20 protein-coding genes and 2 tRNA genes are annotated in these 26,795 nt (G+C 62.6%); 11 read left to right on the top strand and 11 right to left on the bottom strand.

Annotated features, from left to right (window positions below; all coding sequences use genetic code 11):
* Positions 1–165: 165 nt before the first annotated feature.
* From QZ650_RS07140 to QZ650_RS07120, 5 genes are all read left to right on the top strand, one after another.
* Positions 166–1,410: an MBL fold metallo-hydrolase gene (locus tag QZ650_RS07140; protein ID WP_292520496.1), complete on the top strand. Its 1,245-nt coding sequence runs from the start codon at positions 166–168 to the stop codon at positions 1,408–1,410.
* Between the two features lie 2 nt (positions 1,411–1,412).
* Positions 1,413–1,652 carry a DUF3006 domain-containing protein gene (locus QZ650_RS07135; protein WP_292520494.1) on the top strand — a complete coding sequence of 80 codons (240 nt, stop codon included), beginning with the start codon at positions 1,413–1,415 and terminating at the stop codon, positions 1,650–1,652.
* A gap of 48 nt (positions 1,653–1,700) precedes the next feature.
* The gene (locus QZ650_RS07130) at positions 1,701–2,786 is read left to right on the top strand and encodes an NAD(P)/FAD-dependent oxidoreductase (RefSeq protein WP_292520492.1); all 1,086 of its coding nucleotides are present in this window, start codon (positions 1,701–1,703) and stop codon (positions 2,784–2,786) included.
* A gap of 33 nt (positions 2,787–2,819) precedes the next feature.
* Positions 2,820–3,128 (top strand): ATP cone domain-containing protein, encoded by a 309-nt coding sequence (locus QZ650_RS07125; protein ID WP_292520490.1) that lies wholly within the window; start codon positions 2,820–2,822, stop codon positions 3,126–3,128.
* A gap of 388 nt (positions 3,129–3,516) precedes the next feature.
* Positions 3,517–4,935, top strand: coding sequence for an MATE family efflux transporter (locus QZ650_RS07120; RefSeq protein ID WP_292520488.1), 1,419 nt, complete (start codon positions 3,517–3,519; stop codon positions 4,933–4,935).
* A gap of 19 nt (positions 4,936–4,954) precedes the next feature.
* Here QZ650_RS07120 and QZ650_RS07115 read toward each other — a convergent pair whose 3' ends face one another.
* From QZ650_RS07115 to QZ650_RS07105, 3 genes are all read right to left on the bottom strand, one after another.
* Positions 4,955–7,351, bottom strand: coding sequence for an ATP-binding protein (locus QZ650_RS07115; RefSeq protein ID WP_292520486.1), 2,397 nt, complete (start codon positions 7,349–7,351; stop codon positions 4,955–4,957).
* A 314-nt stretch (positions 7,352–7,665) separates the two neighbouring features.
* On the bottom strand, positions 7,666–9,111 hold the full coding sequence (locus QZ650_RS07110; RefSeq protein ID WP_292520484.1) for a heterodisulfide reductase-related iron-sulfur binding cluster: 1,446 nt from the start codon (positions 9,109–9,111) through the stop codon (positions 7,666–7,668).
* Between the two features lie 493 nt (positions 9,112–9,604).
* On the bottom strand, positions 9,605–10,246 hold the full coding sequence (locus QZ650_RS07105; protein ID WP_292520482.1) for a superoxide dismutase: 642 nt from the start codon (positions 10,244–10,246) through the stop codon (positions 9,605–9,607).
* Positions 10,247–10,636: 390 nt separating this feature from the next.
* Between QZ650_RS07105 and QZ650_RS07100 the strand changes: the two genes are divergently transcribed.
* On the top strand, positions 10,637–12,199 hold the full coding sequence (locus QZ650_RS07100) for a glycosyltransferase (protein ID WP_292520480.1): 1,563 nt from the start codon (positions 10,637–10,639) through the stop codon (positions 12,197–12,199).
* A 45-nt stretch (positions 12,200–12,244) separates the two neighbouring features.
* Here the strand turns inward: QZ650_RS07100 and QZ650_RS07095 are convergent, their stop codons facing one another.
* Complete coding sequence (locus QZ650_RS07095) at positions 12,245–14,287, bottom strand: acetate--CoA ligase family protein (protein WP_292520478.1); 2,043 nt, start codon at positions 14,285–14,287, stop codon at positions 12,245–12,247.
* Positions 14,288–14,891: 604 nt separating this feature from the next.
* Here QZ650_RS07095 and QZ650_RS07090 point away from each other — a divergent pair.
* Positions 14,892–17,531, top strand: a complete 2,640-nt coding sequence (locus QZ650_RS07090) for a DEAD/DEAH box helicase (RefSeq protein ID WP_292520476.1) — start codon at positions 14,892–14,894, stop codon at positions 17,529–17,531.
* 52 nt (positions 17,532–17,583) lie between these two features.
* Here QZ650_RS07090 and QZ650_RS07085 read toward each other — a convergent pair whose 3' ends face one another.
* Together QZ650_RS07085 and QZ650_RS07080 are read right to left on the bottom strand one after the other, a co-directional pair.
* On the bottom strand, positions 17,584–18,792 hold the full coding sequence (locus tag QZ650_RS07085; protein ID WP_292520474.1) for a multidrug effflux MFS transporter: 1,209 nt from the start codon (positions 18,790–18,792) through the stop codon (positions 17,584–17,586).
* A 36-nt stretch (positions 18,793–18,828) separates the two neighbouring features.
* A tRNA-Glu gene (locus QZ650_RS07080) sits at positions 18,829–18,903 on the bottom strand.
* Between the two features lie 188 nt (positions 18,904–19,091).
* Between QZ650_RS07080 and QZ650_RS07075 the strand changes: the two genes are divergently transcribed.
* On the top strand, positions 19,092–20,207 hold the full coding sequence (locus QZ650_RS07075; RefSeq protein WP_292520472.1) for a GTP-binding protein: 1,116 nt from the start codon (positions 19,092–19,094) through the stop codon (positions 20,205–20,207).
* Here QZ650_RS07075 and QZ650_RS07070 read toward each other — a convergent pair.
* Positions 20,194–21,309 carry a tRNA (guanine(10)-N(2))-dimethyltransferase gene (locus QZ650_RS07070; protein WP_292520470.1) on the bottom strand — a complete coding sequence of 372 codons (1,116 nt, stop codon included), beginning with the start codon at positions 21,307–21,309 and terminating at the stop codon, positions 20,194–20,196. The genes QZ650_RS07075 and QZ650_RS07070 overlap by 14 nt on opposite strands.
* A gap of 69 nt (positions 21,310–21,378) precedes the next feature.
* Between QZ650_RS07070 and QZ650_RS07065 the strand changes: the two genes are divergently transcribed.
* From QZ650_RS07065 to QZ650_RS07055, 3 genes are all read left to right on the top strand, one after another.
* Positions 21,379–21,453: transfer RNA gene (locus QZ650_RS07065), tRNA-Arg, on the top strand.
* Between the two features lie 72 nt (positions 21,454–21,525).
* Positions 21,526–22,365, top strand: coding sequence for a geranylgeranylglycerol-phosphate geranylgeranyltransferase (locus QZ650_RS07060; RefSeq protein ID WP_292520468.1), 840 nt, complete (start codon positions 21,526–21,528; stop codon positions 22,363–22,365).
* 209 nt (positions 22,366–22,574) lie between these two features.
* On the top strand, positions 22,575–22,922 hold the full coding sequence (locus QZ650_RS07055) for a polymer-forming cytoskeletal protein (protein WP_292520465.1): 348 nt from the start codon (positions 22,575–22,577) through the stop codon (positions 22,920–22,922).
* Here QZ650_RS07055 and QZ650_RS07050 read toward each other — a convergent pair.
* From QZ650_RS07050 to QZ650_RS07035, 4 genes are read right to left on the bottom strand one after another with little or no spacing between them, the layout of a single operon-like run.
* Positions 22,887–23,591: a DUF116 domain-containing protein gene (locus QZ650_RS07050; RefSeq protein ID WP_292520463.1), complete on the bottom strand. Its 705-nt coding sequence runs from the start codon at positions 23,589–23,591 to the stop codon at positions 22,887–22,889. The two genes, QZ650_RS07055 and QZ650_RS07050, sit on opposite strands and share 36 nt — an antisense overlap.
* Positions 23,588–24,649: an S-methyl-5-thioribose-1-phosphate isomerase gene (gene mtnA, locus QZ650_RS07045; protein WP_292520461.1), complete on the bottom strand. Its 1,062-nt coding sequence runs from the start codon at positions 24,647–24,649 to the stop codon at positions 23,588–23,590. The genes QZ650_RS07050 and mtnA overlap by 4 nt, the downstream gene beginning before the upstream one ends.
* A 2-nt stretch (positions 24,650–24,651) precedes the next feature.
* Complete coding sequence (locus QZ650_RS07040; RefSeq protein WP_292520459.1) at positions 24,652–25,926, bottom strand: CoB--CoM heterodisulfide reductase iron-sulfur subunit A family protein; 1,275 nt, start codon at positions 25,924–25,926, stop codon at positions 24,652–24,654.
* Positions 25,919–26,410, bottom strand: a complete 492-nt coding sequence (locus QZ650_RS07035) for a gamma carbonic anhydrase family protein (protein WP_292520457.1) — start codon at positions 26,408–26,410, stop codon at positions 25,919–25,921. The genes QZ650_RS07040 and QZ650_RS07035 overlap by 8 nt, the downstream gene beginning before the upstream one ends.
* Positions 26,411–26,795: the final 385 nt, after the last annotated feature.

The following is a 26,795-nucleotide window of genomic DNA, read 5'->3' as shown; positions in this document are numbered from 1 at the left end:
TCCAGGCATGCGTTTCTCATATTCAGAGCTTCTCAAACCCTCTCCTGGTTATCGGCGGCATCTCCGGGATTCACCCATTTGCTCCGGTAGATCTGCCTTTTGAGCGCCTTTCCGCCCAAACCCGAGCGCACTTATAGGCGGTAGGTCGATATCTGTTGAGGCAGTATGTCGTTCATACCCAGATACCTGCTCTGCATCGCACTCTGTGCGTGCGCCATTGCCTGTTTCCTTACTGCCGGCTGCTCCGTTCCCGGGGAGCAACCGGAGATCGTCTTCGGGCTCTCCGGCGACCTTGCCGTTCACATCATCGACGTCGGGCAGGGCGACTCGATCCTCCTGGAGTTCCGCGATAAAACCATGCTCATTGACGCTGGTGAGCGCGGTATGGGAGAGCGCGTCATCGCGTACCTCGATGAGAAGCAGATTGAGTCTCTTGACGTCGTTGTGGCAACCCACCCGCACTCGGACCACATCGGCGGCCTTGGCGACGTCCTCTCCACCTACCCGGTCGGCCGGTTCATCGATGCCGGGCAGCCGCATGCTACGGCGACCTACGAGAACCTGCTTGCCCTTGTTGAGGAGCAGGGAATACCGTATGCCGTCGCGGAGCGCGGGCAGACGATTGCCCTCCATCCCGACCTTGAGATACAGGTCTTAAACCCGGCCTCCCGGCCGCTCGGCGAGACGAACGAGGACTCCGTCGTCCTGAAAGTCACCTACGGTGAGGTCTCCTACCTCCTCACTGGCGATGCCGGGGAGCCTGCGGAGGAGAGCATGATGGAGGCCGGGATCAACCTTGATGCCGACGTCCTGAAGGTCGGCCACCATGCGAGCCGGTATGCATCATCGGCCGGGTTCCTGGCCGCGGTCAACCCGGCGATCAGCGTCATCCCGGTCGGGGAGGGGAATGACTACGGCCACCCCCACGAGGAGGCGCTCGGCCGTCTTGAGGCCATAGGGTCGAGGATCTACCGGACCGACCTTGATGGGACCGTCGTCATCGCCACCGACGGCAAGGCGCTTGCCGTTACGGCCGGTGGAGCCCCGGCGGCAACCATGATAGCCCGGACGACGACACCGACACCTCTCCCGACCACGGCCGTTCCCCTCTCCGGGGTATACATCGCCGATCTCGATCTCCAGAACGAAACCGTCACCGTCATGAACGCCGACCCCGCGGCGGTCAACCTCACCGGCTGGACGGTCACCGACGAAGGGGCGCGGAACACCTACACCTTCCCGGTCTTCACCCTTGACCCGGGCGCCGACGTCACCGTTTACTCGGGTGCAGGGAACGACACCGCGACTGACCTCTACTGGGGCCGGCAGACGGGGGTCTGGAACAACGACGGCGATACCGCCACGCTCACCAATCCAAACGGTACGGTCGTCAGCACCCTGGAGGGGTGATCGTGCAGGACGAGTCGGCCTTCCAGGCGAGCCTCGACCGGATTGAGGAGGGGCTCGCCGTCCTCCTCCTTCGCGAGGACGAGTCGGTCCGTTTCACGCTTCCCCGTTCCCTCCTCCCCCCCGATGCCCGGGAGGGCGATATCCTGGAGGTCGCGATTCGCCGGGATGTTGCGGCGACCGAGGCGGCACGGCGGCGTGTGGCCGAGAGGATCGAGCGGTTGCGGGCGCGGGGTGGGGAGTAACCCCCGTCACCCACTCTTTTATACTCTGTTCCCCCCATCAGGCCGCTGATGCTCTCTCGATGTGACGTGATCGTCGTCGGTGCAGGCCCCGCCGGCAGCACCACCGCACGCTACGCGGCGGAGGCGGGGCTCGACGTCCTCATGATTGATAAAAGAAAGGAGATCGGCCTTCCTGTCTGCTGCGGGGAGTTCAACGCATCCCCCGAGATCCTCGCAGAAGCGCTCCCCGGCGCCCGGGGACTCGACGAGCTCCTTCCCATCGGCCCGGAACTCGTTCAGAGGAGAATCCGGGGTGCCGTCGCCGTCTCCCCGAAGGGCCGGGAGTACGAGTTCGATCTTCCCGGCTGCACCGTCAACCGGGACGCGTTCGACCGGCACCTGGCGGACGCGGCCGTCCGTGCGGGGACCGTCCTCTCGCTGGATACTAAGTTCCTCGGCCGTGAAGGCCGCCGGGTCAGTACCAATCGGGGTGAGGTCGAGGCCCGTGTTGTTGTCGCCGCAGACGGCCCGCTCTCCCCGACCGCCCGCTCCGCCGGGATGGAGCGGAACGCCGTGCTCGCCCCCGCTATCACCTGCCGGGTCGACGGGGAGTTCGGCGACCGTCTGCGGCTCATCTTCGGGAGCAGCGTTGCCCCGGGTGGATACGCATGGGTCTTCCCGAAGCGGGGATGCGCGAACGTCGGGCTCGGGGTGCAGAGGCCGGCAGCACCGGTTCCCGTCCTTCTCCGGGCGTTCCTTGCGCGAAACGGCTTTGCCGCCCGGGATGTCCAGGCCGGGTTCGTCCCCGTCTCCGGACCGATTCCGAAGACCGTCCGCGAGAACGTCATCGCCGTCGGCGACGCCGCGGGCCATGTCGTCGCCTCCAACGGCGGGGGGATAGCGACCGCGATGATCTGCGGGAGGCTCGCCGGGCTTGCCGTGGCACGCCACCTGCTCGACGGCGAACCCCTCGACGCCTACGAGCGGAATTGGCGCTCGATGGTGGGCGGGGAACTCCTCACCGCCGCGAGAACAAAGAGGATGGCCGACCGGGTTCTCAGATCAGACTTCCTGATCGAACGGGCGATGCACCTGCTCGGCGGCCGCGGCATCCGGGACATGATCGTCTTCGGCGGTCTCGGGATAACCAGGTAGGACCGGAACCCTTATTATCTCCGGGCGAGCCCGATGCCACAGCACCCGGAGGTGATTGGACTGGTCGATATCGTCAAGGTTGACGGCAGGAGAGAGCCGTTCGTACGGGAGAAAGTGGTTGTGAGCGCACTCAAATCAGGCGCGCCGCCGGAGGAGGCCAGGGCGATCGGGGAGGCCGTAGAGCGGGTCGCCTACGATGGGATGCCCTCGAGCGAGATCCGGCGCCGGGTGCTTGAGCAGCTCCGCGACCGAAACCCGGAATGGGAGGAGAACTGGCTCACGTACGATCGAGCTGTGAAGAAACGGGGGGCAACAGCCGTCGCAGGGCCGCCCGCCCGCTAACCTCGCATTCCGGGTTTGCCGGAACCTTCTGCTTTTTTTGGAGGAGTCTTAAGGCAGGGCTGTTCGTGCTTTGGCCCTGCGGACCGTCGCCGCACGAAGATCGAAGGGACGGGAGTCGTTAAGAAGACCTCCGGTCTGCCCTGGATTGGCATGGCAGGAGGAAAGTATATCTACCAATCCACGCTCATATCTGTCTTGTATTGTCTTATGGCGTCCGGAAATGCGATAACTCAAACTGCCTTTAGATGGCCGTTTTCAGTACAGGTGCATGTCGCGGACGTATTCGACAATCAGCATCCAGGGAAAGGCACGACGTCCCGCCCGCCATTGATACGCACCCCGATTCCCTCGGGAAGCTGCGGCGCGGGCACGCCAGCAGGCGATATGTATGCCAACCAGCGATTCAGAAGAAGACGATACACCCTCAAGTAGTAATCAGAACGATACAGAAGGAACAAAGATACTCTTCGCCGATCCGAAGACCGCGATCCTCCGGCTCTCCCTGCCGATGATGATCGCGATGACCCTCATGACCCTCTACAACGCCGTCGACGCGTTCTGGGTCGCGGGCCTCGGTGCAGACGCTCTTGCCGCCGTCGGGTTCTCATTCCCGCTCTTCATTATCACGATCGGGTTAGCGAGCGGCCTCGGCACCGGGGGGGAAGCGGCGCTTGCCAGGATGATCGGTGCCCGCGACCGGGACGGGGCAAGCAGTGTTGCGATGCACACCATCCTCCTGATGACCGTCCTTGCCGTCGCCGTCACCATCCCGCTCTCCCTCTTTGCCGACGATATCTTCGTCCTCATGGGGGCGGGCGACGCCGTCGGCCTCGCCACCGGGTACGCAAGGGTCCTCTTTCTCGGGACGTTCGCCCTCCTCTTCGGCGAGGTAGCCTACGCGCTCATGCACGGAGAGGGCGACGCAAAGCGGACGATGTATGCAATGGCGCTGGGAGCGGTAGCAAACGTCATCCTCGACCCGATCCTGATCTACACGCTCCATATGGGAATCGCCGGAGCAGCCTGGGCAACCATCTTTGCGGAGGTTATATCCGCTATTCCGATGGTCTACTGGCTCTTTGTGAAGAGGGACACCTATGTCTCTCTTCACCTCCGTGAGTTTGTCCCCGACACCGCCATCGCGCGGGAGATCCTGCAGGTCGGCCTGCCGGCTGCCGCCGAGCAGTTCTCGCTCGCCCTGATGGCCCTGGTCCTGAACGGGATCATCGTCCTGATATCGAGCACCGACGGCGTTGCCGTCTACTCGACCGGGTGGCGGCTCGTGAGCATCGGCTTAACCCCGATCCTCGCCATCGCGACGGCGGTGGTCGCGATCACCGGCGCCGCCTACGGGGCGCGGGCGTATGCCCGGATGGAGTCCACCCTCCTCTACGCCGTCAGGCTCGGGACCGGGATCGGTATCGGGCTTGCCGCGGCCATGTTTGCCTTTGCCCCCCAGATTGCCGCACTCTTTGCGGCACCGGGCGATACCGCCGCCATCATCCCGGAGTTGACGGTCTTCCTCCGGGTCATGAGCCTCGTCTATCCGATGGTCGGGTTCGGCCTCTTCTCCGCATCGTTCTTCCAGGGGACGGGACTCGGGGCCCGCTCGCTCACGATCACCGTCATGCAGAACGTCGTTCTCTCGACCCTGCTTGCCTGGGTCTTTGCGATCGAACTCGGGTTCGGCCTCGCGGGCGTCTGGTGGGGAGTCGCTGCAGGAAACGCCATCGGCGCAATCCTCGGATACGCCTGGGCACGCCGGTACTCGGCAGGGCTGATAGTCCGGCAGGCTGCAGCGGCGTGAAGGGGCCACATGAGCCCCTTCACTCCATATCCTCGTCGTCGGGCCCGGTGTGGACAACTTCGCGGAGCGTGAACCGGAACGACGTCCCGAGGTCCGGCCGGCCTTCTACACGGTCCTCGACCCAGATCCTGCCCCCGTAGCGCTTAACGAGCATCCCGACGATGAAGAGGCCGAGCCCTTCCCCGTAACCCTGGCTCCCGTTCTGCCGGAACCGGTCAAAGAGCCCCTCCTTCATCTCGTCAGGAATCCCGGGCCCGGTATCCTCCACGCTCACCATCACGGTATGGTCCTCTTCGGGAGAGTCCTCCACCCTGATCGTGACATGAACCTCCGGTCCGCCAAACTTTACGGCGTTGCCGACAAGGTTTAAGAAGATCTCAGGGAGCAGGTCGTCCGCCCAGACCTCCGCCGAAGTATCCTCGTAAGAGACGCCCGCTTCCGGAATTCGGCCGAGTCCGGCCCTGATCACGTGGCTGAGATGAACCGGTGCAAGGTCGGCCGGCTCCTGGTGGATGCGGCGGATCGTCGAGACGTTCTGGAGAATGCCGGTGCTCTTCCTGACGCTCCCCCGGATCTTTTTTGCATACTCCGCGGCGTCTCCTTCCAGCCCCTCAAGCAGAAGGTCGCAGTAGAGGCTCGCGACGTTCTCCGCGTTCTTGATGTCGTGGGTCATGATGTCCAGGTAGAGGTTCGTCTCGCGATGCGCCTCCTCCAGCCGTTTGTGGAGCATGCTTCGCAGGACACCTGAGCCGATCTCCTTCCCGATCGCTTCAAGCAGGTGACGCTCCTCGTCACAGAGCCCCTCCATCTTCCTGCTCCCGAGGAAGAGCGCCCCGACCACGACCGACTCCGCAAGGATCGGGATGCAGGCAAGGGTGGAGACCCCGAGCGACGCCAGGATCTCCTCTTCGACTGTGCCCGGCTTACTGTTCAGTTCAAGGTAACGCGGCTGTCCGGCAACAAAGACAAAGTTCCAGGGCCAGTGATGGACCTTTATCGTCCTGTTGCGGGTGAGATACTTCTTCGGGACCGCGTGGTGGTAACGGGTGAGTGCCAGTGTCCGTTCGGGGTTTAAGAGGTAGGTCAGCCCCAGATCGAAACCGAGCGCGTCCAGTGCCGTTGAGAGCGATGTCTCAAGCAGTTCGTCGAGTGAGAGGGACGACGCGGATACTCCCATGATCCGGTTGAGGATCTGGAGTTGCCTGTTTGAGGAGAGCAGCCCTTCGTTCATCTGTTTTCGTTCGGTGATGTCGTGGATGGTCCCCTGGATGAGAGCGGGTGTGCCGTCCTCGCCGCAGATGTTCTGGACAAAGTCCCGGATCCATCGGATCGTGCCGTCCTTTCGCACGATCCGGTATGCCCGGTCGGTCGAGAAGCCCGGGATTGCCTGCAACCGTCCGACGCTCTCCTGGAGGCGGGGACGGTCGTCCGGGTGGACGATCGCATCCCAGGTTATCGTTCCGGCAAGGAGCTCGTCCGCGGTGTACCCAGTGATCGCCTCCACTGCACCGTGGAAGAAGATGGGTTCGAGGTCTACCGTCCCCCGGTAGGCGATGCCCCGGAAGTCCTGAACGAATGAACGGTAGCGTTCCTGGTTTTCTCTGACCTCGTCCTCCTCGCTCCTTCTCCGGATCGCCCGGCCGAGCATATCAGCCGTAACCTGAAGGAGGTACTGCTCATCGACGGAGAAGACGTTCCCCGACCTCGGCGGGGAATCCAGCAGGCAGGCGACCTCCACACTCCCAACTCTCTGCCGGTCCACCCGGATATCTGCTGCAATCTTCCAGGGTGTCTCCTGGTATCGATGCGTGTAGACCGCATCGTCGTGCACGATACGGACGCCCATCTGTTCGGGGCGGCTAAATCCGGACGGAAGGGCCCGGGCGACGTCGAGGAAGAGATCTCCCGGCGAGGTCCGGTCGGCATCAATCAGCCGGGAAATTTTGTGCAGGGTCCGGATCCCCCGCACTCGCTCCCTCTCTTCACGAATCCGGGGAAGCGGTGATACTCTGCCCCCCGTCTTCCTGCCGGCGACGTTCCGTATCCTGAGGACCCACATCCCTGAAAACGGTTCATCTTCCATCTTCTGGCTGGAGTAGACGTAGCGTTGCTCTTCTCCCCGGGAGTTTTGCACCAGGAGATCGAGACCGGGTGTCTCGTCCCCATCACGCACCGCGGCAAGGAGTCTTCTGGCACCATCTTCCCCCTGCAGGAACGGGACCAGGTGGGTGTTGAGAACCTGGCCGGCATCGAGTCCCAGGATCTCCTCCTCGCCGGCCGCGAGAATGGCCATGGCATAGGCATTCACCCAGGTAATCTGCATATCCTGATCGAGCACGAGGATACCCACCCCGGGTTCGTCAAGGAGCTGAAACGTCTGCTCTGCTTGGGTGGATCTCGAATCCACTATGCTCATACGAATGTCTTACCCCCTTGAGATTATTATCCTATGATAATTATAAGAACAAATTCATATTTGGATTGATAAGAGATTTGTGGTTACCATCCGTCTGAAGCAGGATGACCTGCAGGTTCCCGGACCGTGCAAATACTCTGGCGATCCATTCAAAGACCGCACTCTGCTTTTTGCTCCCGGTCCTCCCGCATGCGGCTCCCCGGGCCCGGCCCCTCTCTCTTCTTCCCGGGGAAGGGAGCACCGGGGGAGCAACCCGGTTCTCAACCGGACGATGCGGCAGGTCGTGCCCATTCCTCCAACTTCCACTCTCTCCTCTAGAGGATCCCGATACGGCCGAGCGCCGGTGAGAGCGACGTCAGGTGACCCTGAACGTAGACCGCTTCGCGCGGATCGACACCCATTGCGAGCGCGAGGAACTCGCTGATATGAAGCACCGGGACTCCCAGGTGGTCGTATACGAGTTCGCACCCCGGGCAGTCCACGATCATCACGTCGAGGTGCTGGTCCGTGAAGTCCTGATGGACAAGCTGGTTCAGCCGCGAGATCTCGTGGGGATGACCGTTCAGGTGCCGGTCAAAGAGGTTCTTGACCCCGCCGCAACAGTAGTGCTCCATCCTGCTCCTGACGACCCGCGCACCGGTGACGGCCACGAGGCTCTGCAGTTGCGGCGGGACGGCAGGGGTGCCGTTCATCTTCCGGTAGTGGCAGCTGACATGCACCCCCACGTGCAGCCCTGATAGCCGCGTCTCGATGAGTTTCTGGAGCTCGTCAAGGTAGAGAGGGTAGAGGTCGAGGATGTTCGCCACCGAGAACGCTTCCGGGCTGCAGACCTCCCGCCCGACCTGGTCCAGAGCCTCGCTTGCCACTGTCCTGTTGGCGCTCGTCGCGAGGAGTTCCAGCGCGGTCGAGTATGAGTCGCTGCAGGTCGGGCAGATCCCGGTGACGGCGATATCGTCCGATCCGCACACATCCTGGATGACGCTGAGATTCCGGGTGGTGAGGAGCAGCCGGTCTGCGAATCCGGCGCCGCCCATGTAATGCGGGGCACCCCCGCAGCAGGTCTGCGACCGCGAGGTCACATACTCGACTCCCAGTGCGTTCAGGATCTTCCGTTGCGAGAGGTCCGCCCCGGGGTAGTTGAAGGCGCAGCAGGACCTGAGGTGAAAGACCCGGTCGGGAGGGGCGAGGGGTTGTTTTTGTGTCGGGTGCCCGGGCAGGGAGAACGCCGATGCTGCGACCGGGTGGAGCAGCAGCCTCCTGGCCTCGTCGACGGCTCGCTCGTCTGCCCGGTATGGGTGGCGGACGGTCTTCGTGACGAAGTTTCTAAGTCTGCCCTTGCTCGCGTAGAGCGGGAGAAAGGCGTGAGGGGGGAGCCCTCCGCGGTCAAGGAGCATCCGCCGGAAGACCGGGTGTACGTGTTCCATCTCGTAGACAGCGTTGATGATCCCGCCGATGCTGACGGACCGCGGGCAGACCGTCTCGCAGGAATAGCACTGGACGCAGTCGGCAAGGTTGATCTCCGGGTGCCGTCCTGCCTGGAGGGCCGCGGTCACCTTCCGGGCAAGATACCCGCTGTCCCCGTTCGACCCGGGATCGTTGATCTGCGCGGGACAGTAAGGAGTGCAGGAGCCGCACGCGTTGCAGAGCAGGTAGTTCTGAAGTCGCGGGTCCCCTCTATCAAGCAGGCAGCGGACGGCTCCCTGTGTGATGGCATCCTGGACCATCTTCCGGTCCGGTCCCGGGAGGGCTTTACTGAGCATGCCTGGTCCTGGAGACTGCCTCTCCGCTCTCTGCTGTGCGCATCCCGGGGCCGGTTGTCAGCCCCTCTCCCTGATGGCATGCAGGCCTGATGGTTGGTCCGCGTTGCTTCCAGTATCGATTCATTGTTCCCCCCGTGCTCATAGCGCCGTCGGGTTATGATCCTGTGGGGATGATTTAATAGTTTTGATCGAGTTACCCTGCCCTCACCGGTGAGAAGGCCGCAGGAGCAGACGTCCCCGGCGGTTGCCGGGACGACCCCGGAAGACATCGGAAGAGGCGGCGCCTGCTGTTTGGGGCCGGAGAGGCTGAAGAAGATGGAGCGATCTCGTGAAACCCTCTTCCGGTTCGGGTGGGTGTCCTCACCCAGACTCCTGCCGGCGCACCTTCGGTGCTAGGACTCCTGTCCGGCGGAAAGCCGTGGGTGGGTAATGCAGGTAAAACAGCGTTGCCCTGAGGTAACAGAGTGGTTCAACAAAGCCAAAAATGAAAGGTTCAGAGGTTCTCAAACCTTTTATTCACCGCATCCCAGTTCACGACGTTCCAGAACGCGTCGATGAATTGGCCCCTGTTGTTCCTGTAGTCGATGTAGTAGGCATGTTCCCAGACGTCGAGCACCATCAGGATCTGAAACGTCGGGTAGACGTTGGTGTTGTGCTTCTCGATCTGCATGATCATGGGGCGGTCGGTCATCGTGCAGTATGCCAGTGCCGCCCAGCCCGACCCTTCGGCGCTCGCGGCCGCTTTTGTAAACTCAGCCTTGAACCGGTCAAAGGAGCCCCACTCCCGGTCGATACGGTCGGCAAGGGCCCCGCCAGGGGTCCCGCCGCCCCCCTTTCCGGCAGGGGCCATGCTCGGCCAGAAGCGGGTATGCAGGATATGGCCGCCGATGTTGAACGAGAGGTCTTTGAGCAGCGCTTTCATATCGACTTCAGTGCCTTCCTGCCGTGCTTTCTCCAGTTTCTCAAGGTCGGCGTTCGCCCCGGTCACGTAGGCCTGGTGATGCTTATCATGGTGCAGGGAGAGTTGTTCCCTTGAGATATGCGGTTCAAGGGCGTCGGGTGCGTATGGCAGGGGCGGCAGTTCATACTTCTTTTGCGATGCAGATTCCATCTTCTGTCCAGTCATAGGCATCATTCCTCCTTCAGGAAGTGGATGTATTTCATGGTGCCGGTAGAGAGGATCGGTCCCGCGACGGATCCCTCCTCCATGCTCTCCGCTCTCCCGTCTGCAGCCGGGGTGGCGGAAACGGGATGTTCGGGTGGAAGACAGCGCCCCAAACGGACCGGATGCCGTTCTCCCCTTTTACCCGTAACAGCGGTTCGAACCTCCCCTCCCCGATTCACGGATGGCGGGAGCGATCGTGCAACCCTTGCGCAATGTTTAAATACGCTGATAGGATGGATGGTATCTGAACCGCCTCGCGTTCTCTACCGCACGGTACCCGGCTTTGGGTCCCGGGCTTGCTGGTGACCGGACAACCGAGAGGCGCCTGCACGATACAGTCTCCGGATAATGGTGAACCATATGAAGACGGCAGCTCGTATTTCGCTCTTTACCGCCACGCTCATGATGCTGATCACGCTCGCCCTCTTCCATGATCTCTACGTCATATTCGTCGGAGCCGGATGGAGCTTCTTTGCGAGAGTACTCTCTCTTCTCCTCGTCGGTGTCACATTTTTCGGGGTGATACAGTTCATGAGCTACGCCGACCACCTCCTGCGGTCGCTCTATGCCTACGTTGAACGCCCCATAACACCGCTACGAACGACTGCATTGTCCTCCTGCCGGGTCGCGGTCTTCATCCCGGTCTACAACGAGGAGCCTCAGGTGGTCGAGTCCTGTATCCGGGCATGCACGGCCATCACCTACCCGGACGTCTGCATCTTCCTCCTCGATGACTCCACCGATGCGCGTAAACGCATCTCGATGGAGGAGATCAGCCATCGATACGGCCTCCACTATGTTCACCGCGAGCACCGGAGGGGCTTTAAGGCCGGGGCCATCAACCATGGCCTCTCACTCCTCGACAGCAACACGACGTATCTCCTGGTGCTCGACGCCGATCAGAAGGTAAAGCCGGCGATCCTCACCGACCTCATCCCGGTCCTGGAGGCCAACCCCGACGCCTCCTTCATCCAGACGCCTCAGTTCTTCCGGTCGGAGCCAAATGACCCGATAAGTGTCACGTTCTCCTACCAGCAGCACATCTACAACAAGCACGTCTGCAGGGGGCTCTCCGTCAACCATACTGCCATGCTGACCGGCTCAAACTGCATCTTCCGGGTGAGCCATCTTGTTGCTATCGGCGGGATGGATGAGACGTGCATCGCTGAAGACATAGCGACCTCTTTTACCTTCCACCTCAAGGGGTGCCGGGGGATCTTTCTCGATGCCGTGTACGCGGAGGGCATCGCGCCGCCGAACCTTGCGGCCTACTTTACGCAGCAACTCCGCTGGGCATACGGAAACACCCAGCTCCTCGGGACCATCCTCCGGAACCTCGTTATGCGCCCACGGAGCATGACCGCGGTGCACTGGCTTGAGTTCGCCGTGGTCGTCTCGATCTACCTGCTCGGCGGGGTGAACGTGGCCCTCTTCCTCCTTCCCGTCGCCACGCTGATCTTCGGTATACCGATCCTGCCGGTATGGCTCCCCCCGATCTTTGCCGTGGTGCTTGCCGTGGTGATCGGCATCCAGGTTATCATCAGCATCCGCGAGCGGCAGTACTCTCTGCGCGATCTCGCACTCTCGCAGGCGATCTTCAATACGCTTGCCTTTGTATACGCCCGGGCGATCTGGTATGCCGTCTCCGGAAAACAGTTGCCGTTCGTCGTGACGCCAAAAGCGTTGTCGGGGCCGGCCGGCCGGTCTCGCGTCAGGATAGCGCCGATCCTCGTCGTGATCTCAGCGGTTCTGGTATCGATAGTTATCGGCATCATGCGGTTCATATCCGGGGGGCTGGAATCCGGGACTGCAATCCCGCTCTTCTGGGCCTGCTACACGCTGGCCGTTCTCTCGTCGTTTCTGGTGGTCTGGCGGCGGGACGGGAGGCGGATACAGGTGGACGGAACCGGACAGCCGGACTGACCGAGCCGTGCTGGTGCAAAAATAGTGTTTGTCCGGGAAGAGATCTTACCGGAACCTCTGCCAGAGGATCCTTCCCATAACCCGGAAGGTGAAGTCAAGCTCGTCAAAGAGCGGGATGCCGTTCTCCTTGAGAACCTTGCGCCCCCGGTCCATGGACCCGCCGCCGAGCAGCGTCGTGACGATCATGTTCTCGGTCTTTTCAGAGAATCGGATGATCTGGTTTGCAAGCTGCTCGGAGCCGATGACGAGGTTCGGGAACCCGACGACGAACGCGATGTCCCAGCAGTCCTGGTGCTTGGCGAGCACGCTGAACGTCTGCTCGAACCTCTTCTCGTTGGCGTCGCCGAGGAGGTCGATCGGGTTGTTCTTGTTCCAGAACTCAGGCAGGAGGTCGTTTAACTCCTTCAAGACCTTGGGCGGGAGGTTGATCAGGTCGATGCCGTAGCGCTCGGCGTAGTCGGAGGAGAGGACGGCAAACCCGCCGGCGTTCGTGATCACGACCGCCCGTTTGCCACGGGGGTAGCCCTTCGGGAGCGAGAGCATCTCGGCGACCTGGAACGTGCCTGTCAGGGTGTGAACGGGGATGACGCCGGACTGACGGAAGGCTTCCATGTAGACGTCGTACGACCCCGAGAGCGAGCCCGTGTGGGACGATGCCGCGGCCTGGCCTTTCTCGGAGGAACCGGACTTGATCGCCACGATGGGTTTGGTCTTTGCGACCTCGCTTGCCACCTTCATGAAGGTCTTGCCGTCCTGGATCTCTTCGATGTAGAGGATGATGCCCTTGGTCTTGGGGTCACGCTCCACGAACCTGAGAAAGTCGATGAAGTTGAGGTCCGCCTGGTTGCCGACGCTGACGACGGCGGAGAAGCCGATGTCCTGCTTGATGCTCCAGTCGACCACGGTGTTGACGATGGCGCCGCTCTGGGAGATGAAGGCGATGTTGCCGGGTTTCGGCGACTCGTGGACGTAAGTGGTATCGATGCCCTTCGGGGGGATGATCAGCCCGAGGCAGTTCGGGCCCACGATCCGCGTGCCGTAGCCCTTTGCGATCTCAAGGACCCGGTCTTCGAGCGCCTTGCCGCCCTCACCCATCTCCTTGAATCCGGCGGTGATGATGACCGCCATGGAGACCCCCTTCTGTCCGCACTCCTCGATGACGCTCGGGACGTGCTTTGCCGGGACGGTGATGACCGCCATGTCGACGGGGTTCGGGATATCGAGGATGGAGGGATACGCTTTAAGCCCCTGCACCTCCGGGCGCTTATTATTCACGGGGTAGAGCTGCCCGGGGAAGTGGAGGAGGTTGTGCATCACGGCGTAGCCCATCTTCTTCGGCTCCGACGAGGCGCCGATGACTGCTATGGACCGGGGGGTGAAGTACTCGATCGGGACGAAGGGCCGTTCTTTTGCTACCTTCTCGACGGCTTCGTCGTCGACGAAGATCCGGGCGTCGACGATGCAGGCCCCGGACTCGTACAGCCTGACCGGGTTGATGTCGAACTCCACGACGTGGGTGTTCTCGGCAAAGAAGCGGTTGATCGCCCACATGACCTGAACGAGGGTCTCTTCGTCCCGGGGCTTTGACCCACGATAGCCCTGGATCATGGGGTAGCCGTGGATCTCCCTGATCATCCGCCGGATCTCCTCCTCGGTGATGGGCAGGATCCGCAGGGTGACGTCCTTCATCAACTCAACAAGGGTGCCTCCCATACCGAAGGTGAACACCTTCCCGAACGCCGGGTCGGTCTTCCCGCCGATGATCAACTCAAGCCCGGGTGCCGCCTGCTGCTCGACGATGACGCCCTTGATCTCGGCCTCAGGGTTATACGCCTTTGCATTCCCGACTATCCTGTTGAACGCCTCCTCAGCGGCCTGTTTTGAGGAGATACTGACGATAACCCCGCCCGCATCGCTTTTGTGGACGATCTGGGGCGAGTGGATCTTCATGACGACCGGAAAGCCAATCTTCTCTGCCGCTTTGCCTGCTTCGGCGGCGGTCTTGACGATTGCATGCTCCGGCACCGGCACACCGTATTGTTTCAGGAGGTCGTACGATTCGAACTCGCTCAGCATTCTTTTTGCCATGGTTGTCGCCTCAAGTCAAGTTATGAGTATCTCTACTCAAGTGTCTCTATGATCCTGCAGTTCATGTTCCCTGACAGATGAACCGTCTCCCGGAAAGCCAAACCAATAGGTCGGATGAACTGTACAGCGTGGTCTCATATCTGCTTTATAGGTTTTGTAATGATTCAACATGACAAATTCACCTCGGGGACCCGGACCCTTTTTGAATCCTGATGAATATCCCTCTAATCATCTGAATTGCAAAGCAAAGGGACTATTTACAGTAACATGCTGGAGGCCGCGCCAGGGGTGCGTGCCCTGGACCTTCGCCAGAGATCGCCGGCCGGAACGGGTGCTGCAGGCGCCGTTTTGGCTTGAACGAGGCGGGTCCCGGAGTGCGAGGATAATGTTTAACCCGCCTGGAGCAGACTCAGAATGAGCATCCATGCCGGAGATGGCCCGCCGTGCCCGCTCTCCGGGGAGCGTTCCGGGACGGAAGCCTCCCGAATACTGTGGCAGCCGTCTCCCGGAGCACCTCTTCCTCTGTTGCGTCTCTTCCTCCGGGCTCTGTCGGGTCCGGCGCCGCGCCGGCGCGAGGCCACAGTGAATGCACGGAGACCCAGCCATGCGACGGTTCCTGCCACACGAGATTGACTACCTCACAAACCCCGACCGGTTCACCTTCGACTCCTTCAAAAGAAGCGTCCTCGACCCGCTTCCACCAGCCGCTGCGCTCGGGGTGGCTGACGAGGAGCTCCTGAACTACTACGAGAACACTCTCCGGAAGGACGGGCGGTTTGTTCTCCGGCTGGACCCAAACGACGATCACTATGAACGCCTGGAGCGTTACGTTGCAGAGACCGCCTTCCTCCTCTTTGGCGGGCTGGAAGATGCCGGCCTTCCCGACGAGGCGGCGGAGGAGTTCTCCCGGTTCCGCCACCTCTGCTACCGCACACTCCACCCGTTCGCGGAGAGCCAGAAGGTCGCGATCTTAAAGAAGATCTGCCTCGAGATCGGGTTGGCGCCGGATATGATCGACGAGGTCTCGACGCTCTTTGCGGTCGGGAGCGGCCTCTTTGCGATGGAACTCCTTGCCCGGCTTGCGGGTACGGGCAGAGCCGACCAGTTCTTTGCACGGCTGGAGGAGGCCGACGCACTTATAGACCTTGCCGCCCGCCCCGCCCTCCTCTATCCTCTCTGGCCGCACCAGCGCCGGGCACTCGAGGCCTGGCTCTCTGCCGGGGGGAGGGGGATCCTCGAGATGGCGACGGCGAGCGGGAAGACCCTCATCGGGCTTGCCGCCGCTTTGAGGCTTTATGAGGTGCACGGGCGGCTGGAGGTGCTGGTGCTCGCCCATTCCCGTGCCCTGCTGAACCAGTGGCGGCGGGAGGCAACGGAGAAACTCGGCCTCTCCGGCAACCCCGGCGCCGATTATACGGTGCCGCTTGAGTACCGCGGCCGGTTCGTCCTCCGATTCGAGACGCTCCAGAAGGTCTACCGCTCTCCGGACCGCTACCGGGCCGACCTCCTGATCGTCGACGAGGTGCATCACGGAGCGGGGTTGCAGTTTCGTAAAGCCCTTGCCGTCCCCGCGAAGTGGAAGATGGGGCTCTCGGCGACGGTCGAGGGCGAGGAGCGCCGCCAGCCGCTCGACCGGGCGCTGGGCCCGACGGTCTATACATACACCCTGAAGGATGCCCGCGAGGACGCGGTCGTCCCGTCGTTCTCCCTCCACCTCCACACGACATACCTCGACGTGCGGGAGAACGAGGAGTTCCGCGAGATCTCTGACGCGATCGTCCGCGAACTTGCCGTCATCAACGGTCGGCACCGGGATATCATCCGACGACTCTCCGGCTCCCGGTTCGACCGATTCTCGAGCATCGCGGAGTTCGTCGGCCTGATGCGCCACCTCCGCTACCGGACAGCCGATGTGCCGGAGGCGTGGTATGGGCTGATCGGCCTCGTCTACCGGCGGCGGATGATCATCCACCGGTCGGCCCCGAAGACGGCCCGGGCGATCGAGCTTGCCCGGCAGTTAGGGGCGACGAAGAAGTGCATCATCTTCTCGATGGACATCGCGACCTGCAACGCCATCTACAACGCTCTTTGCGACACGGTGGAGGCCTACCGCGTCCACTCGGAGATGCCCCGCTCCGAAGTGCAGCGTTCCCTCAACCGGTTCCGGTCGGCGCGTTACGGCGTCCTGATCGCGCCGAAGATGCTTGATGAGGGGATAGACGTCCCCGACGCGGAGATCGGGATCAACGTCGCGTCCTCAAAGACCCGGCTGCAACTCGTGCAGCGCATGGGCCGGATCCTCCGGAAGCGGCCGGGGAAGGAGCCGGTCTTTCACCACTTCGTCGCCCTGCCGCAGGCGTATGTCGAGGCCGAGGACGCGTTCGCCTACCAGAGCGATCTCGCCTGGATCCAGGAGACCGCCCTCCTTCTCGACATCCCGGTCCTGCAGACGCCTGACGAGGATGACGGGCTTGCCGGGTTCCGGCAGAGGAGCGAGGCGGCCGTCCGCGACTACATCCGGGCCCGGCGATACGTCGTGGCGGACGACTTCGGGACCGTCCGCATCGATGCGATCCTCGAAGCGATCCCGGAGCGCCTCCGGCGTGACCTCGCCGCGTCGCTCGCATCGTGTTCGGGAGACATCACCGACGAGGTGTGGGAGGCGATGGTGAGGATGGCGTGGCGCACCGATGAAGGCTGCCCGCCCCCTTCCGGCATGCGCTGGCTCCTTGTCCTCGCCGGTCGTGACCCCCGGACGCTTTGCGGGCTGCTTCTGAGCGGCGTCGGGGCGATTCCTGCCGCGGAGATTCCCGGGAGCCGGGTCCGGACGGAATTGCCGACGCCCCCCGTCCCGGAGGACGACCGGCCGGATGCGATAGCAAAGCAGGTCAGGGCGCTCGAACGGGCGGCGAACCAGAAGGAGGAAGCGGCCGCCCGCCGCCGGCTCGTTGAGATCGGGCCGCCGGCCCTTCCGTTGCTGATACCGCTGCTCGGCTCGCGAAACGACGAGGTCGTCCTTCGTGCAATCGGGGCGATGGAGGCGATCGGGGATCCGGCGGCGGTCGCCCCGCTCATCCCGCGCCTCGCGGATAGGCGTTACGGCGTCCGTGCAAGGGCTGCCCGGGCGCTTGGGCGGATCGGCGACCCCCGTGCCCGCCTCGCGCTGATGCGGGCCTTGAAAGACCGGGAGCCGGAGGTGCGGAGGGCGGCCCGGGAGGCGCTTCGCGCGATGAAGGGGAAGTGAGACGATCATAAATTATCGGCTGCGCTCCGGAGATGCGAGGGCAGCCCTGCCTTCAGATCTTCGTCAGCCCCCGTCTCCCGATAACCGTCCACCCTGCGAGGCAGACAACCCCGACCGCCACATTGATCGCGCCGAGGCCGAGAACAAGGCTCTCCCCGCCGAGGTAGATGAGGATCATCCCGGCGCTGCCGAAGACGAGGCTTGAGCAGTTGATCAGGGCGGATGCAGACCCGGTGTCCTCCTTCTGCTGGTCGAGCATCAGGAACGCACCGGGAGGGCGCACAGCGCTCCCCATCAGGGAGGCCGGGAAGAGGGCAAGGGCGAAAAGTAGTGGTCCCAGGCTCCCGAAGAGGCAGACGAGCGCCCCGCTGGCGATCATGACGGCAAAACCGGACCCGACGATCATCCGGCGGCTAAAGTGCCGGGAGAGCCAGAGATAGAGGAACGGGCCGGCTATCAGGGCCGCGGCATTGAGGGCGAAGTAGAGGCTGTACCACTGCTCCGAGAGCCCGAACCCTTCCTGGTAGATGTACGGCGAAGCGGAGACGAACGCTAAGGACGCGGTGCTCACGAGCGAGAAGACGATGAGCAGTGACGTAAATCCTGGATTCCTGAGCACGGTCCCGAGCCGGCGGACGGACTGCTTCATTGTCCCGGTATACCGCGAGGGTATGGTCTCCTCGAGGAGGAGGCCGCCCGCCATCGAGACGGTCCCGATGAGGGCGAGCGCGACAAAGAGCCCCCGCCATGACGTGTAGGGGAGCATGAACGCCCCGAGAACCGGGGCGACGGCGGGCGAGATGACGACCATCGATTGGACGAGCGCGAGCACCGACTCCCGCCGCCTCCCGTCGTAGACATCCTTGACCATCGCGGTCGCGACCGCAGAGGCGGCGCTGCCGCCGACGGCCTGGAGGACGCGAAAGGCGATCAGGTGCCAGATCTCCCATGACAGGGCGCACCCGGCGCTTGCCGCTATATACAGGGCGAGCCCTGCGAGGAGAACGGGCCGGCGACCGTATTTATCGGAGAGCGGTCCCCAGAAGAGCAGCCCGAGGCTGAAGAAGAGGAAGAAGAGGATCAGGGTGAGGTTTGTCAGGTTCGCAGAGACGCCGAAGTAGTCCCCCATACCGGGCAGGGCAGGGAGGTAGAGATCGGTTGAGAGCGGGACAAAGGCGGAGAGAAGGGCAATCAGGAGAATGAGGCCTTTACTGCCGAGATATTTCTGGGATCTCCTGTCTCGGTTGGGGGGTTGATTCATGGAAGCATCTCGATGGGTTGTGATTGAAGAACAGAATGCTGCTATGGGGATTCGAACCCCAGTCGTAGGAGTGAGAGTCCTACATGATTGGCCGGTCTACACTATAGCAGCGCATTGCACCAACGTGCTCTACATTGTTTGATCTATTTGTACTTAAACCTGTCGCATACCTGCCCCTCCACGACCCTGCACGCAACCGGGCAATCTGAGCCGTATCCGGGCCTGGATTTCCCTGCCAATCCGTGATTTTCACCACAGACACCAATAAGTAGCTTCCCCGCATACGTGTACCGGCAGTAATGAGCAGTGTCGAAGAGCAGATACGGGAACTTGAGGACGAACTCAAGAATACCCCGTACAACAAGGCGACCTCCAAGCATATCGGCCGCCTCAAGGCGAAAATTGCAAAAATTCGTGATGAAGCAGTAGCCCGGGCCATGGCCTCCTCCGGCGGAGGCGAGGGCTACTCCGTGAAGAAATCGGGAGACGCCACTGTTGTCCTGGTCGGTTTCCCGTCCGTCGGAAAGAGTACGCTGCTCAACAGGCTCACCGGCAACGACCTCTCGGAGACGGCGGCCTATGCATTCACAACCGTCTCCGTCATCCCGGGTTCGATGGAGCACCGGGGCGCAAAGATCCAGATCCTGGATATCCCCGGCCTGATCGCCGGGGCCGCCATGGGCAAAGGCCGCGGGAAAGAGGTTATCGCCGTCGTCCGGAGCGCCGACCTTATCCTGGTTCTCGTCGACGTCTTCAATGAGAAGCATGTGGACGTCCTCCTCCGCGAGCTCCATGATGCCGGGATCCGGATCAACCGACCAAAACCCGATATCACCATCAAGAAGGCCGGAAACGGCGGTATCAGGCTGAACACCGTCGGCGCCGTCGACCTCGATCTCGAGGATATCCGCGCAATCCTCGCAGAGAACAAGATCGTCAACGCAGACGTCCTGATCCGCAACGGCGTCACGCAGGACGACTTCATCGACGCGATGATCGGCAACCGGGTCTACGTCCCTGCGTTCATCGCGGTCAACAAGGTCGACCTGGTGGACGAGAAGACCCGGGCGGTGATCGAGGAAGAACTGACCGAGCGGTTCGGCGAAGAGCCCATCATGGTATCGGCGCACAGCGGCTACCGCATCGATGACTTAAAAGACGCCATATTCGATAACCTTGGCTTCATGCGGGTCTACTTAAAGCCGGTCGGCGGCCCCGCGGATATGGACGAGCCGATGATCATCCGGAGCCCGGCGACCGTCAAGGATGTCTGCGACCGGCTTCACCGGGACTTCGCCGACAAGTTCCGGTACGCAAAAGTCTGGGGTGACTCGGCCAAGCACGACGCGCAACGTGTCGGCCTCAACCACCAGCTCGCGGACGGGGACGTCCTCACCGTCGTCACCCGCCGCTGATCGCTTTTTCAAGGACAGGAAGCGGCGCATCGGTCTTTATAGCGGTACCGGAGTAGTGTGCGCGGCTTGCCTGGTAGCCGAGGGCCACAAGACGTTCGATGACCGTCCCGATGCTGCCGGGCGAGACCCGGAGCGATTTTGCTATGACGTGGTAGTCGTAGTGGCTCGAGGTCTCCAATTCCTGCCCGCAGGTTGCAAGCAGCCGGGCGATCCGCGTCCCGGTCCTGGCCGTGACTCCGGGGAGCGCCTCTTCCATCGCAACGAGCGTTGGATTATCGTTGATCCTCCCGGTCCAGAGGGGGCCGACCGGGACGAGGTCCACGCCACAGAGCGGGCACTTCTCCGCCTCAGGGAGCATCCCCGTTCTCTCCGAGCGGTAGAGGCAGTGGGGACACTGCATCACGTAGCCGATCCGCGCGAGGGTCCGGTCGGCCGCCGCTGCCCCGTCCCTGAGGCGGAGGTGCAGCCGGTGGAAGTGCTCGTGCGCGTAACAGAAGAGGGGTTCCACCCCGCGGTCGTACTTGATCACCTCGCGCACAACAAACCCGAGAAGCGTCCGGAGGCCCACCTCGGCATGGTACTCGGTGTTCCGGGGACGAGAGAAGTAGCGGCGCATCCCGGCTTTCAGGTGCGCCCCGCAGAGAGGCGCGGTGTCGGTCGCGGTCACAAAGAGGTACCTCCCTGCGCTCCGGGCCGCTGCGTCGACGAACGGCGCCGGTGTCCCGAAGGGGTCGAGGTCGACGGCGTCGAACTTCCGAGCGCTCATCAGGGCGTTCGCGTCTCCGCGAGTGACTTCGGCGGCAATCGCCAGCGCCGTTACGTTCTCCTGGATCAGATCGACCGCTCTCGGGTTCCAGTCGTTGATCGTCACCGGTATGCCGACCTCATGCGCCACCCGGAGCCCCCGGACACCGGACGCCCCCATGGCGTCAAGGTAACTCCCGGGTTTTAACGCAGAGAGGAGGAGGATCGTGGCGTCCCGGTTCAGTTCCATGCGCGAGTTATAAAAGACCGGGCCGCTCCCCGGCGGGAACTGAAGGTGAGGATCCTGCCTCGGCACGAAAAACCGGGTTCTTCCCTCCGTAACCTCAACGATATCCATTGCTTCCGGAAAGGTGGATGCTCGATACCCTTATACCTTCTGATGAATAATACTAATACTCCGGTGTATGGGCTTGTGGCCTAGCCAGGACATGGCGTCAGCCTCCTAAGCTGAATGCCGGGGGTTCAAATCCCCCCAAGCCCGTCCTTTTTCCGGGTTCTTGCTCAGAGAACCTCTGGTTATTTATCGATAGGCAGAAAACCTAACTCTCCAAGAATGAGCGCCGCCGCTTTTATCAGGATCACCCGTCCGCATAACGCCGTCGTTGCCGGGCTTACCGCGCTCATCGGCTACCTCGTCGCCACCGGGACCCTCACGCCGCCGTCGCTCCTGCTCGCCGTGGCTGTCACGCTCATCACCGCCGCGGGGAACGTGATCAACGACGTCTACGACGTCGATATCGACCGGATCAACCGGCCCGGCCGGCCCATACCGGCGGGACTGATCAGTCTTGCCGGCGCAAAAGCCTACACGGCGGTGCTCTTCATCGGCGGACTGCTTTCCGCCGCCCTGACGACAACGCTCTGCCTTGCGATCGCCCTCGTGAACGTCGTGATCCTGGTCGCGTATGCCCTCTGGCTGAAGCGGACCCCGGGCATCGGCAACCTCGCGGTCGCCTACCTGACGGCGAGCGTCTTTCTCTTCGGCGGAGCGTTTGCGGGGATCGAGGGGCTCATCCAGAACCTCTCGCTTGCGGCGATCACATTCCTTGCGACCATTGCGCGGGAGGTTCTCAAAGACGCCGAAGACGTGGACGGGGACGCCGCCGGAGGCGCACGCACCCTTCCCATGATCATCGGCGTCCGGTGGACGGGGGTGCTCGCGCTCGCCTGCGGCCTCGCCGCCGTGGCGGCAAGCCTTCTCCCCTTCGGGGACTGGTGGGGCCTCTTCTACCTTGCCGCCATCGCGGTTGTGGATATCATCATCCTCTTTGGGGCCGTCAGGGGGGCACGATGCACGACGCCGGCATGTGTCCGGGAATCCCGGGCGACATCGATCCTCCGGGTCGGGATGTTCGCCGCGCTCGCGGTCTTTGCGGTTGCCGCGGTGGTGTAGTCCGGAGAACCCCTCGCCGGCGTCCGGGTTCTCCAGGGAGAAAATTCTGGGCCGCCCGGTAAAAACCCCGTACGGTCTTAAGGCTTCGAGAAATCCTACTATAATTTTATCTGGTTACGGACCGAGTAGTTATCCGGAAGATCTTCATGAAAGTTTACCGGCGCGGGGACACATACATAGCACCAAAAGGTTCCTTTTTTGACGGAAACGTGAAGATAGACGGGAATTTCATCGTTCCTGCGGAGACGCACATCTGGGGCAACGTGGTGGTTGCCGGCTGCTTTGAACTCGGGCCGGGCTCAACAGTCGGGGGCTCTATCGAAGCAGAGAGCATCGTCGTCGGCCACGATGTCAAGGTCAAAGGGCCGCTCTGTGTCCAGAAAACGGCCACCATCTGCGACAACGCGCATCTCCACTCAATCCGGGCGGGGGGAAACATCACCCTCCGGCCGGGAGTCCGCGTCGGGGACGTCAACAGCGGCGAGACGATCTTCGTCTATGGCAAGGTCACGAGCGAACGCCTATTCGGCAGGGCCGTGAAGGTCTACGGCACCTGAAGGGTGTTCGACGCCGAGCAGGGCGACGTCCCTCACCGCAATCCAGTCCGCCACCGTCTCCACGCACCCGTCTTTTACGTTCACGACGCCCATGGGGGTGATCCCGATTCTATCGCACATATCGATCCCGTCTTTTACCTCCATGAGGCAGCCGACGCCGATGATCGCCCGCGGTCGGTACTTCTTGACCATCCGCTTTATGAACGTCGAGCCCGGGACGATGAAGACGCGGTAGCCGATATGCTCCAGCCAGGCCGCGTTCTCCCCGACCGCACAGCGGCCGCAGTTCCGGCACTTGAGGCCTTCCGGCGTCAGGTTTGCCGGACACTGGGCCGACCGCAGGCACTGGGGCAGGAAGACCGCCCGCTGCCGCACAGGAGTCTCCGAGAACGCCTTTGTGTTCATGGTGTTGCGGAGGGTTATGAAGAACGTGACAAGATCCCGATCATCCAGCCCGAGGAGTTTGCAGAACGCCTTGACGAGCCCTTCGAGGAGGACCAGGCCGGGTATCAGGATCCGCGGAAGGTAGAACTTCCCCCTGGTTATCGAGGCGGTGACGATGATGGCAAGGGCCACCGCCAAAAGCAGCATGCCGAGGATGAGAAAGAACGTAATCTCGCCGATGATGGTCATCAACTGGATCCAGATCCCGGACTCAAAGAACATCATGGTCTGGTTTCCTCTCCCTTCCCGACAAGCCGGAAGGACTCGGCATACGGCGGCCGGAGTACCCCGATCTCGGTGATGATGCCGTCGATAAGATCGAGCGGGGTGGCGTCGAAGGCGTAGTTGAGCACCTTGACGTCGTCGGGAACGAGCTGTCGGTCGCCGCAGTAGGCGAGTTCGGAACGGTCCCGCTCCTCGACGATGATATCCGTCTCCCTGCGGGAAAGGTCGAACGTCGAGACCGGCGCCGCGACGTAGAACGGGATCTTATGGTGACGGGCGGCAACTGCATGCATGTAGGTTCCGATCTTGTTAAAGACCGCGTCCTTTGTGATCCGGTCCGCGCCGACGATGACGAGATCGATCTTCCCCTTCCGCATCAGGTATGCCGCCGAAGAGTCGGGAATGAGGGTCACGTCGATCCCGTCTCGGGCAAGCTCCCAGCAGGTGAGCCGTGAGCCCTGGTTCAGCGGCCGGGTCTCGCAGGAGAACACCCGGACGTTCTTGCCGGCCGCGACCGCCGAGCGGATCACGCCGAGGGCCGTCCCCCAGCACCGGCAGGCAAGCGCTCCCGCGTTGCAGTGGGTGAGCACCGTACACTCGTCGGGGAAGAGGTCTTCGCCGAATCCGCCGAGCTTCCGGCAGGTCAGTTCGTCCTCTTTTGCGACGGCGTTCGCCTCGGCTACGGCGATGGCCTTTGCCTCCGCGACCGATGCGGCCATTGCGACCTTCCGCGTCACGCGGTCGATCCCCCATGCGAGGTTGACCGCGGTCGGGCGGGTGCTCCGCAGGTGGTCCGCGGCCCGCCGGACATCGTCGAGAAACCGGCCGAGATCCTCTTCGGTGCTCCGGACGGCCGCGAGCGCCACGCCCATCGCGCCGGCGATCCCGAGCGCCGGGGCCCCCCGGATCTCAAGCCGCCGGATCGCCCGGGCGAGGTCGTCGATGGTGGTGCACCGCATCATCTCGTATCTTCCCGGGAGGAGGGTCTGGTCGATATAGACGATGCACTCGCTCTCGGCATCCCACGCGATAGTGTAGGGCTCTTTCGTCTCCGGCATGCTTATCCTGCCCTGATTGCGTCAAGATACGCCCGCATTGCGGCCGCCTCGCCCATGGCGACCGAGTCGGGGATATCCTTCGGCGCGGTGGCGGTTCCTGCCACGTAGATCCCGGGCTTCACCGTGAGGACGGGGCCGAGTTTCAGATCGGCAGCCCCGAAGAACCCGGACTCGTCTCTCGGGATGCCGAGCATCCGGCCGATCTCCTCTGCTCCTCCCGCGGGCTCAAGCCCGATGGAGAGCACCACCAGGTCCGGGTGGAACGTCTCCACCTCGCCGGTCTCGGTGTTCTCCGCGGTCATCATAAGATGATCGTCCTCCTCGAGCACCTCGCCGGGGAACCCGCGGACGAACCGGATCCCGAGGCTCCTCGCCCGCTCGTAATACTCCTCGTAGCCCTTGCCGTAGGCCCGGACGTCGTTATAGAAGACCGTGACATCGACGCCAGGGTTCTTCTCCCGGATGAGCATGGCGTTCTTCATCGCGTACATGCAGCAGACGCCGGAACAGTAGGGGCGGCCGATAGAGGCGTCGCGGGAGCCGACGCACTGGACGAACGCTATGCTCCGGGGCGGTTTGCCGTTCGAGAGCCTTTTGAGTTTGCCGCCCGTCGGGCCGCTCGCGTTGATCATCCGCTCGAACTCAAGGCTCGTGATGACGTCGGGGATGACGAGGTAGCGCAGCTGCGTCTTATTCCGGGCGTCAAACGTCGCATATCCGGTCGTGACGACGATGCTTGCCGCCTCTATCTCGATCAGGCGCTCTTCGTCCTCGTGGAGGATTGCTTCTTTGCCGCAGACGTCGTAGCAGAGGCCGCACTCGATACAGTGCTCCCGGTCCTTGACGACGATGTCCGGGACCGCCTGGGCATGGGGCTTGTAGATGGCTTTCCGGACCCCGATCCCGGCGTCGAACCGGTTGTAGACCTCGACCGGGCAGATCCGGGTGCAGTCCCCACACCCGTTGCACTCCTCCTCGATGATGTAGCGGGGGTGCTTCCTGACCCTGACCCGGAAGTTCCCGACCTCTCCCTCGACCGACTCGACCTCGGAGCAGGTGTGGATGGTGACGTTTCTGTGCCGGGCCACCTCCACCATCTTCGGGGAGAGGATGCACATCGAGCAGTCGTTGGTGGGGAACGTCTTGTCGAGCTGGGCCATGTGCCCGCCGATGGTCGGTTCGCGCTCGATGAGGTGGACGTGGATGTTGTGGTCCGCAAGGTCGAGCGCCGCCTGGATGCCGGCAACCCCGGCGCCGATGACGACGACGTCAGTCATGGCGATACCTCCCTGCAAGTCTGGCGTATTCGCGCGCGTTGCGAATAATACCTTCCTGCTGCTCGGGTGTCGTCTCCCGGATCGCTTTCCCGGGCACGCCGAGGACCAGCGAGTTTGGCGGTATCTCTTTACCTTCCGTCACCACGGCGCCGGCGCCGATGATGGAGCCTTCCCCCACCACCGCGCCGTTCAGGACGACGGCGCCCATCCCGACGAGCACACGGTCGCGGATGGCGCAGCCGTGCAGGATGGCCCCGTGGCCGACCGAGACGTCGGTCCCGATCGTGACCGGGAATCCGATCGTGGTGTGGACGACGGCGTTGTCCTGGATGTTTGAGCCGGCGCCTACCGTGATCCGGTCCCTGTCGGCCCGAACGACGGCGCCGAACCATACGCTCACGTCATCGGCGAGGATCACGTCTCCGATGACTGTTGCGTTATCCGCGATAAAGACACGGTTTCCCACAACCGTTCCGCTCTCCATAGTACGTTTAGTGTTGGTTGCGGCGATACAAAATGTTCTCCATCGGCGGGGGGGTGGGGTGCTTCTGACGGTGCTCGGACGGCGGCGGCGTGGGCGACGCTCAATTTGGTGTGTCCCATTTTAGCATGCGCATCTGAAAGGCGCAAGTGGCTAGCACCGGGACTTCTGAGGTTCTGAAGGTGGCTTGGTGTCTACTGTAGTTGTTGGAATCTCTGGCGGTGAGGCCCCGATACACTGGACCGTGGTGGCTATCGCCATTGGGGGAGGGGCTGACGGGGAGGGGGGCTTGCCCCCTCCCCTGTCTCAACTCACACAGATTTGCACTGCTCTCCCAACGATCCAAACTTCTTGTGTCACCCCCACCCCGCCCGGCCTTCGGCCTCCT

The organism is Methanoculleus sp., from assembly GCF_020696975.1.
In the GTDB taxonomy this organism is placed as follows: domain Archaea; phylum Halobacteriota; class Methanomicrobia; order Methanomicrobiales; family Methanoculleaceae; genus Methanoculleus.
This window is presented reverse-complemented; position numbering and strand designations above follow the sequence as displayed.

Coding starts and splice junctions, on each gene's coding strand:
- QZ650_RS07095 (WP_292520478.1), bottom strand. CDS start 14,287: ATGGCAAAAAGAATGCTGAGCGAGTTCGAATCGTACGACCTCCTGAAA.
- QZ650_RS07140 (WP_292520496.1), top strand. CDS start 166: ATGTCGTTCATACCCAGATACCTGCTCTGCATCGCACTCTGTGCGTGC.
- QZ650_RS07125 (WP_292520490.1), top strand. CDS start 2,820: ATGCCACAGCACCCGGAGGTGATTGGACTGGTCGATATCGTCAAGGTT.
- QZ650_RS07060 (WP_292520468.1), top strand. CDS start 21,526: ATGAGCGCCGCCGCTTTTATCAGGATCACCCGTCCGCATAACGCCGTC.
- QZ650_RS07035 (WP_292520457.1), bottom strand. CDS start 26,410: ATGGAGAGCGGAACGGTTGTGGGAAACCGTGTCTTTATCGCGGATAAC.
- QZ650_RS07100 (WP_292520480.1), top strand. CDS start 10,637: ATGAAGACGGCAGCTCGTATTTCGCTCTTTACCGCCACGCTCATGATG.
- QZ650_RS07040 (WP_292520459.1), bottom strand. CDS start 25,926: ATGACTGACGTCGTCGTCATCGGCGCCGGGGTTGCCGGCATCCAGGCG.
- QZ650_RS07085 (WP_292520474.1), bottom strand. CDS start 18,792: ATGAATCAACCCCCCAACCGAGACAGGAGATCCCAGAAATATCTCGGC.
- QZ650_RS07075 (WP_292520472.1), top strand. CDS start 19,092: ATGAGCAGTGTCGAAGAGCAGATACGGGAACTTGAGGACGAACTCAAG.
- QZ650_RS07090 (WP_292520476.1), top strand. CDS start 14,892: ATGCGACGGTTCCTGCCACACGAGATTGACTACCTCACAAACCCCGAC.
- QZ650_RS07115 (WP_292520486.1), bottom strand. CDS start 7,351: ATGAGCATAGTGGATTCGAGATCCACCCAAGCAGAGCAGACGTTTCAG.
- QZ650_RS07050 (WP_292520463.1), bottom strand. CDS start 23,591: ATGATGTTCTTTGAGTCCGGGATCTGGATCCAGTTGATGACCATCATC.
- QZ650_RS07110 (WP_292520484.1), bottom strand. CDS start 9,111: ATGCTCAGTAAAGCCCTCCCGGGACCGGACCGGAAGATGGTCCAGGAT.
- QZ650_RS07070 (WP_292520470.1), bottom strand. CDS start 21,309: ATGGATATCGTTGAGGTTACGGAGGGAAGAACCCGGTTTTTCGTGCCG.
- QZ650_RS07105 (WP_292520482.1), bottom strand. CDS start 10,246: ATGATGCCTATGACTGGACAGAAGATGGAATCTGCATCGCAAAAGAAG.
- QZ650_RS07130 (WP_292520492.1), top strand. CDS start 1,701: ATGCTCTCTCGATGTGACGTGATCGTCGTCGGTGCAGGCCCCGCCGGC.
- mtnA (WP_292520461.1), bottom strand. CDS start 24,649: ATGCCGGAGACGAAAGAGCCCTACACTATCGCGTGGGATGCCGAGAGC.
- QZ650_RS07120 (WP_292520488.1), top strand. CDS start 3,517: ATGCCAACCAGCGATTCAGAAGAAGACGATACACCCTCAAGTAGTAAT.